Below are 15,328 nucleotides of genomic sequence, written 5' to 3' on the forward strand. Positions count from 1 at the left end.
CTGGACATGATGGAACCCATCTCGTATACAAACTATTCCTGGTCTTATCAGGGAATCGATGGTGCGGTGTCTTCTCAAGAACTGCGCCAGGAACGTGTAATATTACAGAACGAGCTCCAGGAATTGTTGTCCGCTTCCTTGTCGCCGATCGAGTGGTACCAAACGGTAAATGAACTGCATGACCGGATTGCACGGAAAGCAGTAGAGTTATGCATTCAGGGGATGGTTGAGGAAGGCTTCGGCCAACCTCCCGTCCCCTATGCCTTTATCGTATTTGGCAGTTCCGGCAGGGAAGAAGCAACGTTATGGAGTGATCAGGATAATGGCATGATCATTAGCGATACTCCGCATGAAGGTAAAGAGGAATATTTTGCTCAGCTCGGACAGCGAATGACGGATATGTTAGAAGAGCTTGGTTACGCCAAGTGCGAAGGTAAAGTCATGTGCTCTGAGCCACTCTGGAGAAAAACACTGGCCTCATGGAAACAACAATTAGCAGATTGGAGCTCGGATCTGAATTGGGAGCCTGTTCGTAATCTGATTATTGCTTCAGACATGCGTTTTGTTGCAGGTGAGCAAAGTCTGGCGGAGGAATGGATCACGAGTTTTTATGAAAAGTTCAGACTGATTCCTGAACTTTCGGATGCAGTTCTTCGCAATACGGTTAAACATAAAGCTACATTAAATGTACTTGGACGTGTGGTCACAGAACGATTTGGTGAACATGCAGGCGGATTTGATGTTAAGTATGGTTTGTACATTCCGCTGGTGAACAGTGCTCGTTATTTGGCTTTGCAACATGGGATCAAGGAGTCATCTACGTTAAAAAGAATGGAGAGACTGACTTCGCTTGAAGCTGTTCCATTTACATTACTGGATGCATGTCAGCGGGCCTTCTTGGCTGCTTTGAAATTTCGCCGAAGTACACCGGTTGTCATACAAGGGGATTTGCAACATAGCAGTGGGTTCCTGGATGAGAAACAGATGAAACAAAAGCAAATTCATTATGAGCTCAGGGATACGCTCGGGTTGGTACGACGAGTGCATCGTGCTTTGCAAAGACAGTTGCGTTTTGCAGAAAGGAGACGTCCATGAGAGAGCCGGCAAGGGGCAATACAGGATTCTGGAATTCGCTGCGTCAGGGAGGGGTTCCTTCCGCCATCGCTTCCATTATGGGAGCCCCTACGGCGCAACACATGGCGTTTATCCGTTCGATGATGAGAGATCAGCGCAGACCTGAGGTTCTGCATACACCTCTAAATGAGCTGGACGCAGTTGTATTTGATCTGGAAACGACGGGATTTTCGCCCCAGCATGGGGATGAGATTATCTCATTTGGTGCGGTCCGTATACATGGTGGTGTGGTACTGGAAGGGGAGCAGTTCTATACGGTGGTGCAGTCCAAGACTGCGGTTCCGGAACATATTACTGAACTTACAGGTATTACGCAGGAGATGACGCTGGACGCACCGACTTTGCTGGAAGGGCTGCATGATTTCATGTCTTTTGTAGGTGGAAATGTTCTGATTGCACACGCAAGTGCGCATGACCGAGCTTTTCTGAATGCCGCTCTGTGGCGGACTTCAAAGGTAAGGTTGACACATCGTTTAATCGATACGATGATGTTGGCCCGCTGGCTTGAACCAAGCAGGCCGGGGTATGGTCTGGATGAATTGCTGGAATCCAGAGGGATTCCGATCTATGGGCGGCACCATGCACTGGAAGATTCAAAAATGACTGCACAGTTATGGTCCTGCTACTTGGAGGACATGACTCGTAAAAATGTGGAGACCTTGGGTGATCTGTATACCCAGCTAAGTCACGCATAACGGAACGGGAAACAGATTGTATGAAGGCACAACACGTTGTGCCTGATCCTGCGATTCCTTCGAGGATTCAATCAGATAACCGTTCAGATGCATATGAGATCGCAACCCGCTTGTTAGGTCGGGTGAGCCGATGAGGTACATCTGAAGTAAACCGGCGAAGGCCGGAAGAGCTTGCATGTCCTCTACGGATGGAACAGGCCTTGTCTGCGGATGAGAATGGAAGATACCAATGAGCTTGGGCTCGGAGAATACGCACCGAATCCATTCGGCATCGTCCAGAGTAAAATGGTGCAGCGGGTCAGGTGCTACGTTACGAATGGGCTGAAACCGACTGATTCGTATACCGCCCGCTGCGGTTTCACCCAGCATAACCCCGCAGGCTTCTTGCGGCAGCGAAAGGAACATGTGCTTTGACATCTCTTGTTCTACGGAAGAAGGGATGTAGATGGCGTTTTGCTGCCCGTGAAGTGCTGCCATTTGTATTCACCCCTCTCTCTTTGGCTCCTGCTATGGCAGGAGTCCTTTTTCATTTTATTTTCTGTAATGCGGATTGTAAAATTTTAAAGGAAAAGGGTACAATAATAAAGAGAACATTTGGGAATCATGTTCTGGTGAACTGTAATAGAGCGTGATAAACACTTAGCATGTGCAGAAATTACGGTTTCAGTTTCAATGTGCTAATTATATAAAAGGGTGGCGGGTTATGAAACGAAACATATACATACTCCTTGGTGTTGTCTTGCTGGTTGGTATTGCACTGGCCCAGAATGCGGGTGACGGCATTACAGCCGTCTTTAAGCAGGAAGAACCCATGCCTACAGAGACGGGGCCTCGTGCGGGTCTTCTGGCGCCCGCTTTTTCTCTGACAGCAATGGATGGGAAGACGTACAGTGTGGGTGGTGCCAAAGATAAGGGCACGTTCGTCAGTTTCTGGGCATCCTGGTGTGAGCCGTGTAAACAGGAAGCTCCTGAGCTGAACAAAATGGCTGCAAAATACAAGGATAAGCTTGACATGTATGGGGTTAATGTAACGTCATACGATAAACTCAAAGATGCCAAAGCTTTTGTGGATGAGTACCAACTGAATTTCCCTATTCCCTTGGATGAGAAGGGGACTGTGTATGCTCAATACAATGGAGTCGCTTTTCCAACGAACGTTCTGATTGATTCCAGAGGCGTTATACAGGAGATTGTTCTGGGCATATTACCTGAGAAAGAGTTGGAACGTAAGATTAAAAAGTTAATTGCGAATTAATTTTCATGTAAACAAAGAAGCCTCTGCATCCATGAATCATGGGTACAGAGGCTTCTTTATATTTTCCGGGAAATAAGCGTTAAGAGTTTGTTCAAAAAATGCTCTTTTGAATATATACTTTAGTGGTTGCTTATCCCATGAGCAGGAATAGGGAGTGTGCCCGGCTCATCCTGTAATTTTTCTTGAAGCAACGCATAGCGGAAACTGTGTACGAGCGCTTCCCAACTTGCTTCAATTACGTTCTCGGATACACCGACAGTGTTCCATGTGTTTTCCGTATTTTTGGATTCGATCAATACACGAACTTTGGCAGCTGTGGCATCCTTCTCATCCAGAACACGCACTTTGTAGTCCGACAGATGCATGTTGGCAAGCGAAGGGAAGTATTGCACCAGCGCTTTCCGAAGGGCGTTATCGAGTGCGTTAACCGGACCATTGCCCTCAGCAGCGGTATAAGCGCTTGTTCCAGCGATATTCACTTTGACAAAAGCTTCAGAAACAACGGATTTGCCCGCTGTTTTCTCCACAAGCATTTTGAATGATTCAAACGTGAACAATTCTTTCATGTCACCGTTTGCTTCACGAATTAACAATTCAAGCGAAGCATCTGCACCTTCGAACTGGTAACCCTGATGCTCCAGGTCTTTGATCTTCTCAATAATCTGACGTGAATTGGCATTGCTTGGATCGAACTCAAGCCCCAGTTCCTGTGCTTTGGATACAATGTTACTTTGTCCGGCAAGTTCAGAGACCAGCACACGTTGTTTGTTACCAACCAGTTCAGGCACGATGTGTTCATAGGTACGTGAATCCCGCAGGATGGCAGAGACGTGAATTCCACCTTTGTGAGCAAAAGCAGCATTGCCGACATAAGGCTGATTAATCGGCATATTCACATTGGCAATCTCGCTAACATAACGAGCCACGTTTGTAAGTTGTCTCATGGAATCTTCAGTAACACATTCATAGCCAAGTTTCAGTTGCAGGTTCGGGATAATGGATGCGAGATTGGCGTTACCGCAACGCTCTCCATAACCGTTCATCGTTCCTTGCACCTGACGGGCTCCGGCTTGTACAGCGCTGAGTGTGTTGGCCACAGCCAGTTCACAATCATTATGTGTATGGATGCCGAGATGGGCATGAGGCAGGCTTCTATGCAGTGTGGATACGATCTCGTGCACCTCGTTTGGCATCGTCCCCCCGTTGGTATCACACATGACGAGCCAGTCCGCTCCTGCCTCGTGGGCCTTGGTCAAGACCGCTTGAGCATACTCCGGGTTATGTTTGAATCCGTCAAAGAAGTGTTCTGCATCAAAGATGACTTCCATACCATTCTGTTTCAGATAGGCGATGGAATCATAGATCATGGACAAGTTTTCTTCCAATGTAGTTTGCAAAGCGGTATGCACATGGAAGTCCCATGATTTACCGACCAGGGTTGCAGCCTGAGCACCAGATTCGATCATGCGCTTCAGGTTGGCGTCTTCACTAGCAACGCTGCCTTTACGGCGGGTACTGCCAAAAGCAACAACCTTTGCGTTCAGGTTTAATTCCTTGACTCTTTTGAAAAACTCAATGTCCTTGGTATTGCTGCCGGGAATTCCGCCTTCAATATAATGTACACCCAGGTCATCAAGCTTCTTGGCAATTTTGAGTTTGTCGTCTGCCGATAAGCTGACACCCTCCCCTTGTGTGCCGTCACGTAAAGTCGTATCGAAGATGGAAATGGCCTTTGACATGAAGATCCTCCTTTGAGATAAAGCGCTCTTTTAAAAGTATGGATTGTAAGTTGGGAAAAGCTGTTAAGTACGTTAGTGGACGAATCCTTCGATTCGGCAACGCTACACTGTGTTAAACTGGGTGCGCTGATTTGTCCTAAAATCGTCAATTTGTATAATTAATTATTATATCACCATTATAGCCAAATGCTACATCGAAATCGCAGTATCATGTAACAATTAACGGATTTTAGAGAAAAAAGAAGGATGTTAATCATAATCCGGATGTATGTTATAATCTATTATTGAGTTTTAATTGGAATATATGGAAGAAAAGGAGGGCTTATTTTGAGTTTTGTATGGGAAAATACGGTTATTGCCCTGGTCACTTTGATATTTTTTGTGAGTGTAGGCTGGTTGATTATTCGGTCTCTGATCAGATCTCGCAGAAAATAAATGTTCGTGACTGAATTAACATAACGGGTTTGATATACTATAGAAGAAAGAAATTCGTTTCATTAATTAGTGTGCAAGAAAGGGCGGGGGTTCATGATGTCTTCAGACGGCAATCCTCCAGCGAATGTGGATCAATACTATCCTACAGCCGGACGGGTGATTCTGCATGTCGATATGAATGCTTTCTACTGCTCTGTACATGAAGCCGAGGAACCAGATTTATATAGAGGAAAAGCAACGGCCGTTGCGGGCAGCAGTGAACTGCGAAAGGGTGTAATTGTAACCTGCTCATATGCCGCTCGTAATCGAGGCATCTCAACAGGAATGGTTGTCCACCAAGCCTTGAAAAAGTGCCCTGATCTCATTGTGATTCGTCCTGATTTTCATTTATATCGTCAATATTCAAGAGCTTTCATGCAGATTGCGTATAGTTATACCCCTCAACTTGAGGCAACGTCCATTGATGAATGTTATCTTGATATTACAGGGTCAAGGCAATTCGGGAATCCAATGGAGATTGCGGAGAGCATTCAGCGTAGAATCAAGGATGAATTGGGGCTGCCATGTTCCATTGGCATTGCCCCCAATAAATTATTGGCAAAAATGGCTTCGGATCTGAAAAAACCAAACGGTATCTCCATTCTACGTATGAGGGACGTACCCCGGATTCTTTGGCACAGGCCATGTAACGAGATGTTTGGCATTGGCAAAAAAACGGCTGAAAAGCTGAAAAAACTGGGCATTGAAACGATTGGTCAATTGGCCAAGTCGGATGAGAACATGTTGACCGAACTATTCGGAGTTAATGGAGCATGGCTCAAAAATTCTGCGAATGGCATTAACCATTCCGCAGTTCACGCGGAACGGGAAGCCAATAAATCCATTGGACATACAACCACTTTACCGGCGGATGTATCGGATATGAATGAGATTCATCGTGTGTTCCTCAATATAAGTGACCAGGTAGCCAGAAGATTGCGTAAGCACGAAATGTTCAGCCAGGGTATTCAGATTACGATCCGCACACCGGATATGAAGACAATCACCCGATCACGTTTAATGGAAGTTCCTACGGAGGATGCAACGGTCATTTACCGTGAGGCCTGTAAACTATTTGAGAAGCATTGGGGTAGTGGCAAGCCTGTACGCATGCTGGGTGTGACACTTCAGAACCTGATTCCGAGAGAAGAATCCGCTGTGCAGATGGACTTGTTTGAATATGAGCAGAAGCCCAAGAAGGACAATCTGATTCGGATTATGGATCAGTTACGTGATAAATTTGGTGAGAATGCTGTTGTGACCGCCGGCATGCTTGGAGACGATCCTTCCGTGCTGCTTCGGAATCATAAAGTGCGCGGTACATCCCTGCAAAAAGATAACTTGCAAAGTCTTGATTAAATAAGGGATAATAGAGACTTGTGGTTGCAAAATGATTTGTAATTATCCTTACTTTGGTTTAATATGTTTCTAGATAAAAACACTGTACGTTTTGAATTTTAGGAGGAGAGAATGTAAATGAGTAAATATACTTGGGTTGAAAAAGACACATGCATCGCATGTGGCGCTTGTGGAGCAACGGCTCCAGACATCTACGATTATGATGATGAAGGTTTGGCTGAAGTTATCTTTGACGGCGATGCTAACCATGGTGTCAAAGCTATTCCAGACGACTTGTTTGACGATATGCAGGATGCATGCGATGGCTGCCCTACAGATTCAATCAAAGTAGCGGATGAGCCTTTCAATAAAGAAGGCTAAGGTTTTCTCACTAAACATACAGCACTTTCTTTTGTCTTAACGACAAGGGAAGGTGCTTTTTTGCATTCATTTAAATGTGATTATCCGACTATGGATCAAGGACGAACATTGTCGAACCCCCTTTTTTCCACCGGGTACTCAAGTCCTATGGATTCAACGCCTGGTTATGCCGATATATAATGATATACGGAAAAAGGCGAAATAGTGGAGGATCGGATGCAAAATACTCATCTAAGGACATATGTTAAGAAACATCCCGACAATAAAATGGCTTGGTACTTGCTCGGAAAGGAGTATTTGGGCGAAGGACAGGAGGCCAAAGCTAACTATTGCTTTCAGCAAGCGGGCGAGGTTTATGAGGCATTTGAACGCAGTAAAGCTCCTGCGGACATCTGGGTAGACTATCAGGAGAAACTAGTGGAGATGTCTGTGCAAAAAGAGAAAAAACAACGTAGACGCAAAATGTGGCTTACGTTGTTCATGCTGCTTGTGCTGGCAGGTCTGCCACCTGCGGACGCTCCGGGTTTCAGTCGTGAAGCGACCGACGCACTGTCAGCAGCACTGGAATCCACAGATGACATCGCAGCGCCTGTAGAAGCGAATAAACAGGTTGGAACTGTATCCATTGCGCCAAGCAATGTGTTCACTGCTGCGGCATTTGGTGGAGGTAATCATGGCGAGGCTGCGCTCGCAGCTGCCTGGTCTGGGTCTGGTCCAAAAGTAGAGACCTCTGCTGTACTGGGTATGCAAACCTCGGATGACTGGTCTTTATGGAAGCGAAATATGCCTGTGAAATACATAGTACAAACCAATACAAGCGGGAAATTAACTGCACAGAGTTATGATGCCAAGCAATGTAACTGTGAACCTCCTGAAATTACACCGAAAATCAAAAAGATGTCCTTGGCGTGGACCGCCAAGCAGGAAGCAGCTGCATCATTATCAAGTGCAATCGTTGCCTATCGCAAAAAAAATGACGCTTGGCCCAAGAGTGTAACGCAAATGGCTCAGCCATTTCCGAACAATATTCTGGGAGAGACTGCGTCAGGGATGACCGAGATGTTTCCGAAGCTGTTAGCTTTGCATCAAGGAAAGGCACAGGAAGGGAAGAGCGATTCGAGTGGTAAAGAGAATGGTTCAACGACCTCGAATTCGTCTCAAGGCAACAATGCCGCTTTTGCAGATACGCTGGGAGGTCAGCCTTTTTTGCAGGAGCCGCTGGAGATTGTCATTGATAAGGATAAACATAAACTTGCATTAATCAGTGGGGATACGATTGTTCGGATGTATGATGTGGGACTTGGCGGTGATCGCACACCGGAGGGGTCATTTGTCATTACAGATAAAGTGGTCAATCCGAATGGACGCTCGAACGGTGAGTTTGGAAGCAGAGGTATGCAGCTCTCGAATACGAATTATGCCATCCACGGGACCAACGAGCCAGACAGTATCGGACTGGATGAGTCCCTTGGATGCGTGAGAATGCGTACAGGAGATGTAGAAGAGTTATTCGCTCTTGCTCCGCAAGGTACTCCGGTACGCATTGGAGAAGATGTACTGCCAGATCTGACGCTTGTTCCAGAAGCAAAGCAGCGTTATCAGCATACGCTTGTTCCAAAGCAGAATAATCCGAACAAAACGTATCACTGGCTGAATTGATCTGTTAGATATGTAGAATCAGATGGATTCAGCCTGAATCATCTACATGTTGGCAATAATGATAAGAGCACCAATGATGATGATCAAGCCACCTACACTGGCTGCTGTCCATGCAATGGCTTTGCGATTCACTTCTTCTTTCTTTTGCTGTAATGCAGGTGGTTTACGTTTGGGAGCCATGAGTTATTCCTCCTTATTTGGAATAGAACTGGTGTAGAGTAACCATGCTCTCATTGTAAAGAATTCAACTCGTCATTACCAGTGGGCGGGTGGATTTCTTGTGAGCATTTTGTATTATTCGATTTGTGCTGTCTATGCGCAAACTACTTTCCTTTTTAATAAGAAACAGATAGACTTGTGTGTAGAGTGTTTTTTTACATATGAAAAGACGGACAACGGCTTTTTGGCGTACCGGACCAGAACGGAGTGAGTGATTTGTTATACAGAAGTCTTGCTAAACCTTTGTTGTTCAAAATGGACCCTGAACAGGCCCATCATCTGATAATTGGCGGCCTTAGTGGCGTGGGTAGCATCCGTCCGGTTCCTTCCGGACTGCGTGTGATGTACGGCGTTCGGGAAACGTCTGATCTGGCTGTTGACATGTTTGGGTGTCATTTCCCTACACCTGTTGGTCTGGCTGCGGGGCTGGACAAAAACGGGCAGGCCGTAACGGGCTTTTCTTCCATCGGATTTGGATTCATGGAAGTGGGAACCGTGACACCACTTGCACAACCAGGTAACGATCAACCACGGCTGTTCCGTTTGCCTCCAGATGAGGCGTTGGTGAACCGAATGGGCTTCAACAATCTTGGTGCGGAAGCCATGGCAGGTGAATTGGCACGTCTACAGGATCGGCGTATTCCAGTGGCTGTTAACATCGGCAAAAATAAGGCAACGTCTAATGAGGAAGCTCACTTGGACTATTCGAAGTGCATTCGGGCACTATACGATTATGCTGATCTGTTCGTGGTTAATATCAGTTCACCAAATACACCGGATTTGCGTAATCTGCAACATGGGAATGAATTGAAGGAACTGCTCGCTGCGGTTATGAATGAGATGAACGTGCAGCATGCACGAGCGGGCGGAGCGACCAAATCCGTTCTGGTGAAGATCGCACCGGATGTGAATGATCAGGAACTTGAATATATGGTTCGCACCATTGCAGACAGCGGTGTTGCTGGCATTATTGCTACAAACACAACCATCAGTCGTACAGGACTTTCCCACCAACATGCAAAAGAGACTGGCGGTCTGAGTGGTAAACCTCTACGTGACCGTTCAACGGAGATTATTCGCCAGATCTATCGCCAGACCGAAGGCAAACTTCCGATTATCGGTTCAGGTGGCATTTTCACAAGTGAGGATGCATACGAGAAAATTAAAGCCGGAGCAAGCTTGGTCGAAATATATACAGCATTGATCTATGAAGGACCTGAGGTGAATCGGCGCATTCATGCGGGACTGCGTGAGTTGCTGCGCAAGGACGGTTATCGTCATATCTCTGAAGCGGTTGGTGCGGAGCATCGTTAAGAAGGAATGTGAATCCCCGGAATGAAAATATAGAAGCATGGGAAGAGCGTAAAATGGTTCGGGACTCTTCCCCCCACCAAACATCATGTATAATGGAATAGAACAGGGGACGCTATAGAGACAGGAGGCATAAGCATGGACGGTAGAGACTGGGGTACATTTTTACTTCCTTATGAACAAGCGGTAGAGGAATTGAAAGTCAAGTTTAAGACAATGCGAGCGGAACTGAAGAAACGGGAAGAGTATGCCCCGATTGAATTCGTTACCGGTCGTGTCAAAAAAATATCCAGTATTCTGGAGAAATCCAGACGACTGAATGTGTCGCTTGATGACGTGGAAACAGGCATTGAGGATATTGCAGGTATCCGCATTATGTGCCAGTTCGTGGATGATATCCGCCGGGTTGCCGAGTATATTCGAGGCCGTAAGGATCTCACGGTACTCATTGAGAAAGATTACATTACGAATTTCAAAGAGAGCGGCTATCGTAGCTTTCATATGATTATTGAGTATCCCGTTCAGACGGCTCTCGGACAAAAGAAAGTTTTGGCCGAGATACAGATCCGGACACTTGCCATGAATTTCTGGGCTACCATTGAACATTCGCTGAGTTACAAGTTTCGGGAAGGGTTACCTGATGAGATGAGAACCAGGCTGAAAAAAACGGCTGAGGCCGCGTTTATACTGGACAACGAGATGTCTGCAATTCGTCTACAGATTTTGGAGGCGCAGAAGGCGTTTGAGGATGACTCCAATATCGTGTCAAGAACATTGAATATCATTCATCAATTATACTTCTACCACCTTGTCAGTGAAGCAATTGAAGCACAGAAGCGATTTAACGATTACTGGGAACGTCATGATATGGAAGGACTCAAAGACTTGCTGGATGACGTGAAGAAACTTCTGAACAACGCCAGAAAGGGCGAAAACCCGGATGAGCATCTATGAGCCACTGTACGTGGACTACTTAATCTACTTCAATCGGGATCAGGATTATTTCGAGTGCCATGAGGTGCTGGAAGAATTGTGGCTTGAACGGAACCGGGATTCTCTCTATAAAGGGTTGTTACAAATTGCAGTTGGTTTATACCACTTCAGGAATAGCAATCTCCGCGGAGGAACGATGATGTTACAGAGCTCACTTGATCTTCTGGAACCTTATCCTGCTACGATTCTGGGCATTGACCTTGGGGCTTTGGTACGGGATGTACAGGAAATCGTGAAGCAACTGTCCCAATCAGATGTTCAGTCTGTGACTTACAGGGATTTGTCCATACGAATTGTTGATGAGGTCTTAGAACAAGAGATATCTAGAAGATCGCTTGAGCTAAAACCTAATATTCCGCAGCGCCGGAGTCCTACCAGAGGGCGAATATACGAAGAGAAGATGAAGGCGATGGATCAGAGTAACAGTTGAACCGTAATCAGCATTAACATTCAAATGAGCATCCCATGGATATGAAGTTCCATGGTTATGAAACACCCCGACGATTCCTGTAAAGGGAACGATCGGGGTGTTTTTGAATGTTGCGTTATATTCAGATGATTGCAAGTGGCACAGCCTGTCCTTCAACAGAACGTTTCTGGTGATACAAGTGCCTGATTGTAGATACTTGTGAAAACGGAACTATCAGTTAGCTTGCCGAAGGAGCGGCGCTGCCTTTATATTTTTGGAAAAATTGTTTGTAATCATCCAGCGTGTAGCCCTGGTCACTGCCATTCTCTTGCAGTCCGCCAACCATACGGTCTTTCTCGACACCAGCCTCATAATAGACGAGTGTAGGTGTGAACTCGATATTGTAATCGGTCCATCCTGCTTCGAATTCACGCAGATTGAACTGTGGAAGCTCAATACCTTCACTGTCAACGAGTGGCATCAACTGAGGTGTTGTGGCACGGCAGTGCGAGCAGTCGGAAGCAAAGAAATAAACAAAAAAGCTGTCTTTGTTATCGATTTTGGCTTTGAGATCAGTGGGTACAATAATTTGTTGATAGTTGGGATCACTCAGTAGCTCCCTTGTAGCTGGATTAAGCTTGGAAGCAGCAATGCCATAAGCATTTTCCACTGAATCCATCTGTTTCTTGGATTGCTGGTCTACGACAACCAGTGCTGCAATCATAATGATTAAAATACCCAGGAAAATAAGGATCGCAGCACTTTTCTTTTTCTTCTTGGATTTCATTGGACATCCCCCATCGATCATATCGAAATATAGTTTGGGCAAAAATAAAGGTTGGGATAATATGCATAAACACCCGAATTTTTGCTCAGGAATCAATCTACTTGCCATTATACTACATTACACGCTGTAGTGGAATAGATACGATATGATAGGAAAGCAAAGCTTGGATATGATAAAATGAAACGATATTGCAATCTTACGAAGACAGGATGAGTGGGAATATGGGTGTAAAGTTACCTTTGATATTTGCTGAGCGAATGAAAAGTTTGCTGGGTGATGAGTTTGAACAATTTATGAAATCTTATGAACAGTCTCCTCATGCGGGACTGAGAGTGAATACGCTAAAAATATCGATGGAACAATTCGATGAGATTGCTCCGTTTGATCTAAGACCTATTCCTTGGTGTGAGACAGGGTTCTATGTACCTCATGGTGTTAAACCGGGGCTGCACCCTTATTATCATGCAGGCCTGTATTATATACAGGAACCAAGTGCAATGGCTCCAGTTGAATTATTGCAGGTTGAGCCTGGAGATCGTGTGCTTGATCTGTGTGCTGCTCCGGGAGGGAAAACAACACAGATTGCTGCAAAGCTGCAAGGCAAGGGTGTACTTGTGACGAACGATATCCATGCTGAACGCACGAAAGCGCTAGCCAAGAACGTGGAATTGTACGGGGTGCGTAACGCGGTTGTTTTGAATGAGTCACCAGAGCGGATCGCGAATGCATTTCCTCATTATTTTGACAAAGTATTAATTGATGCGCCTTGCTCAGGTGAAGGCATGTTCCGCAAGGATGAAGACATGGTGAAATCGTGGGAACATCATTCGGTGGAAAAATGTGTGCTCATGCAGCGGGATATCTTGGAGACTGCGGCACGATTGCTGGCCCCGGGAGGAACCATCGTATATTCGACATGTACCTTTGCGCCGGAGGAAAATGAAGCGATGATTGCGGAGTTCCTGAATGTAAACCGTGATTTCGTGGTAATGGACATTCCTGAAGAGACAGGGTTCGCAACAGGACGTCCGGAATGGGTACGTCAGATGATGCCGGAGAAGGCAGAAGAGACAAAAGATGTGTTGGATCTAACGCGTGGTACGGCAAGATTGTGGCCTCACCTTTTGGAAGGAGAGGGACATTATGTCGCTGTATTGCAGCATCGTGCAGGGCAAGGATTACAAACAGATCAACCTGGAGTAGTTAAAGAAGGAGCAATGGAGTATGGACAGGTCGTGGATGTGTCCAGGATTGAAGTAGAGGGGAACAAGGATCACTCTATTGCTGCTTCTTCAATTGCTATGACCAAGGCTGATCGAAAAAAGGAACGTTTATTGCGAATCGAATCCCGAGAGTCCCATGACAGACAGGCTGGCGGGGGCAAGAATTCGGGTAAACAGGGCAAAAAAGGTAAAGATCACGGTGGACGTAAATCGGAACGGGGTCAGGGACGCGGAGCTGATCCGGCAAGTATTGATCCGGTTGCGATCTACAGTCAGTTTATGAAAGAACAATTGGAGATTGAGTTAACTGGAGAGACGGTATGTTATGGAGATCGGGTGTATCAATCATCGGTTGGTGCAGCTCGGTTGGAGGGACTGAAAGTCATTCGTCCAGGCTGGTTTATGGGAACGATCAAGAATGGACGATTTGTTCCGTCCCATCCGCTTGCCTGTGCTCTGAATGCATTTGAAGCACGGCGAAGCGTAAATCTGTCATCCGCTGATGGCGAAGCCGTGAGATACCTCAAGGGTGAAACGTTAAATATTGAAGAAGAACGAGTGGTGCTCAAGGCGGATACGGTTGCCAAAGGGTACGTTCTTGTATGTGTAGATGGTTATGCCGCTGGCTGGGGAAAATGGCTGGATGGTGTACTGAAGAATGAATATCCGGCAGGGTGGAGGTGGACATCGGTATGAGTGGAAAAGGGAAACAAACGCTGCGTCTGGACAAAATATTAAGCCATATGGGTGTGGGAACACGAAGTGAACTCAAAAGGATGGTGAAACAAGGCAGAATCCATGTGGACGGCAAAGCGGTGAAAGACAGCGGTGTACAGGTGAATCCCGAGGTCAACGTCATTGAAGCCGATGGCGAGCGGATTATGTATCGGGAGATGATCTATCTGATGCTGCATAAACCTCCGGGTGTTGTGTCTGCTACCGAGGACAACAGAGATAAGACGGTACTGGATTTGCTGCGAAAAGAGGATCGGGTGTTCAATCCTTTTCCTGTGGGACGACTGGATAAGGATACGGAGGGACTGCTCATTCTTACGAATGACGGTCCACTTGCCCATGATCTGTTATCTCCACGCAAGCATGTGCCCAAAACCTATGAAGCCCGTGTTCTGGGAAACGTGGATGAAGCGGATGTGCAACGTTTCAATGCGGGCATTCAATTGGATGACGGATACGAGACATTGCCTGCTGAGCTGACTATACTTGGCCGGGAAGAGACCGAAGAAGGCACGATCTCGTCGATCTCGCTTATTATTCACGAAGGGAAATTTCATCAGGTGAAACGTATGTTTCAGGCGGTAGGCAAGCGAGTGATCTATCTGAAACGCGTTGCGATGGGTGGACTGGAACTAGCTTCCGATCTTGCCATCGGAAGTTATCGTGAACTAACAGCAGAAGAGTTAAACCTTCTGCGGAAGTAAAGCTCCCGTTCTTCACGAAGTGAAGCAGGGAGTCGAGGAGGAAAGCGAAGCTCCGATACGAACGCCGAAGGCGAGAAAGCTCCCGTTCTTCACGAAGTGAAGCAGGGAGTCGTGGAGGGAAGCGAAGCTCCGATACGAACGCCGAAGGCGAGAAAGCTCCCGTCCTGCGCGAAGCGGAGCAGGGAGTCGTGGAGGGAGGCGAAGCCCGATACGAACGCCGAAGGCGAGAAAGCTCCCGTCCTTCGCGAAGCGAAGCAGGGAGCCGGGCAGAA

General features: G+C 46.4%; 15 protein-coding genes. 11 read left to right on the top strand and 4 right to left on the bottom strand.

What is annotated here, in order from left to right; all coding sequences use genetic code 11:
- Window positions 1-9: 9 nt before the first annotated feature.
- Complete coding sequence (locus F0220_RS10370) at window positions 10-1,095, top strand: DUF294 nucleotidyltransferase-like domain-containing protein (protein WP_397376328.1); 1,086 nt, start codon at window positions 10-12, stop codon at window positions 1,093-1,095.
- Window positions 1,092-1,829, top strand: a complete 738-nt coding sequence (locus tag F0220_RS10375; protein WP_091017513.1) for an exonuclease domain-containing protein — start codon at window positions 1,092-1,094, stop codon at window positions 1,827-1,829. Before F0220_RS10370 ends, F0220_RS10375 begins: the two co-directional genes overlap by 4 nt.
- Here the strand turns inward: F0220_RS10375 and F0220_RS10380 are convergent.
- On the bottom strand, window positions 1,815-2,306 hold the full coding sequence (locus F0220_RS10380) for a M67 family metallopeptidase (protein WP_105598118.1): 492 nt from the start codon (window positions 2,304-2,306) through the stop codon (window positions 1,815-1,817). The two genes, F0220_RS10375 and F0220_RS10380, sit on opposite strands and share 15 nt — an antisense overlap.
- A 226-nt stretch (window positions 2,307-2,532) precedes the next feature.
- On the opposite strand from F0220_RS10380, the gene F0220_RS10385 reads away from it, so the two are divergent.
- Entirely contained in the window at window positions 2,533-3,084 is a 552-nt protein-coding gene (locus F0220_RS10385) for a TlpA family protein disulfide reductase (protein WP_105598119.1), read from the top strand.
- A 119-nt stretch (window positions 3,085-3,203) separates the two neighbouring features.
- Here the strand turns inward: F0220_RS10385 and cimA are convergent, their stop codons facing one another.
- The gene (gene cimA, locus F0220_RS10390; protein ID WP_105598120.1) at window positions 3,204-4,823 is read right to left on the bottom strand and encodes a citramalate synthase; all 1,620 of its coding nucleotides are present in this window, start codon (window positions 4,821-4,823) and stop codon (window positions 3,204-3,206) included.
- Between the two features lie 531 nt (window positions 4,824-5,354).
- Here cimA and F0220_RS10395 point away from each other — a divergent pair.
- The 3 genes from F0220_RS10395 (at window position 5,355) to F0220_RS10405 (ending at window position 8,675) form a co-directional block, all read left to right on the top strand.
- Window positions 5,355-6,656, top strand: a complete 1,302-nt coding sequence (locus F0220_RS10395) for a DNA polymerase IV (protein WP_091017506.1) — start codon at window positions 5,355-5,357, stop codon at window positions 6,654-6,656.
- 117 nt (window positions 6,657-6,773) lie between these two features.
- Window positions 6,774-7,016 carry a ferredoxin gene (locus F0220_RS10400; protein WP_017689369.1) on the top strand — a complete coding sequence of 81 codons (243 nt, stop codon included), beginning with the start codon at window positions 6,774-6,776 and terminating at the stop codon, window positions 7,014-7,016.
- Window positions 7,017-7,232: 216 nt separating this feature from the next.
- Window positions 7,233-8,675 (top strand): L,D-transpeptidase family protein, encoded by a 1,443-nt coding sequence (locus tag F0220_RS10405; protein ID WP_105598121.1) that lies wholly within the window; start codon window positions 7,233-7,235, stop codon window positions 8,673-8,675.
- Between the two features lie 42 nt (window positions 8,676-8,717).
- Here the strand turns inward: F0220_RS10405 and F0220_RS32460 are convergent, their stop codons facing one another.
- The gene (locus tag F0220_RS32460) at window positions 8,718-8,855 is read right to left on the bottom strand and encodes a hypothetical protein (RefSeq protein ID WP_017689367.1); all 138 of its coding nucleotides are present in this window, start codon (window positions 8,853-8,855) and stop codon (window positions 8,718-8,720) included.
- Window positions 8,856-9,110: 255 nt separating this feature from the next.
- On the opposite strand from F0220_RS32460, the gene F0220_RS10410 reads away from it, so the two are divergent.
- The 3 genes from F0220_RS10410 (at window position 9,111) to F0220_RS10420 (ending at window position 11,628) form a co-directional block, all read left to right on the top strand.
- Window positions 9,111-10,208, top strand: a complete 1,098-nt coding sequence (locus F0220_RS10410) for a quinone-dependent dihydroorotate dehydrogenase (RefSeq protein ID WP_105598122.1) — start codon at window positions 9,111-9,113, stop codon at window positions 10,206-10,208.
- A gap of 135 nt (window positions 10,209-10,343) precedes the next feature.
- A complete protein-coding gene (locus F0220_RS10415) occupies window positions 10,344-11,159 on the top strand; it encodes a GTP diphosphokinase (protein WP_036609636.1) in 816 nt (271 codons plus the stop codon).
- A complete protein-coding gene (locus F0220_RS10420; RefSeq protein WP_105598123.1) occupies window positions 11,146-11,628 on the top strand; it encodes a DUF309 domain-containing protein in 483 nt (160 codons plus the stop codon). Before F0220_RS10415 ends, F0220_RS10420 begins: the two co-directional genes overlap by 14 nt.
- A 217-nt stretch (window positions 11,629-11,845) precedes the next feature.
- Here the strand turns inward: F0220_RS10420 and F0220_RS10425 are convergent, their stop codons facing one another.
- A complete protein-coding gene (locus F0220_RS10425) occupies window positions 11,846-12,394 on the bottom strand; it encodes a thioredoxin family protein (protein WP_047842389.1) in 549 nt (182 codons plus the stop codon).
- Window positions 12,395-12,615: 221 nt separating this feature from the next.
- On the opposite strand from F0220_RS10425, the gene F0220_RS10430 reads away from it, so the two are divergent.
- Both F0220_RS10430 and F0220_RS10435 read left to right on the top strand, forming a co-directional pair.
- On the top strand, window positions 12,616-14,313 hold the full coding sequence (locus F0220_RS10430) for an RsmB/NOP family class I SAM-dependent RNA methyltransferase (RefSeq protein ID WP_105598124.1): 1,698 nt from the start codon (window positions 12,616-12,618) through the stop codon (window positions 14,311-14,313).
- On the top strand, window positions 14,310-15,056 hold the full coding sequence (locus F0220_RS10435) for a pseudouridine synthase (protein WP_105598125.1): 747 nt from the start codon (window positions 14,310-14,312) through the stop codon (window positions 15,054-15,056). Before F0220_RS10430 ends, F0220_RS10435 begins: the two co-directional genes overlap by 4 nt.
- The last annotated feature ends 272 nt before the right edge of the window (window positions 15,057-15,328 follow it).

It is taken from the genome of Paenibacillus sp. 37 (assembly GCF_008386395.1).
Taxonomy (GTDB): domain Bacteria; phylum Bacillota; class Bacilli; order Paenibacillales; family Paenibacillaceae; genus Paenibacillus; species Paenibacillus amylolyticus_B.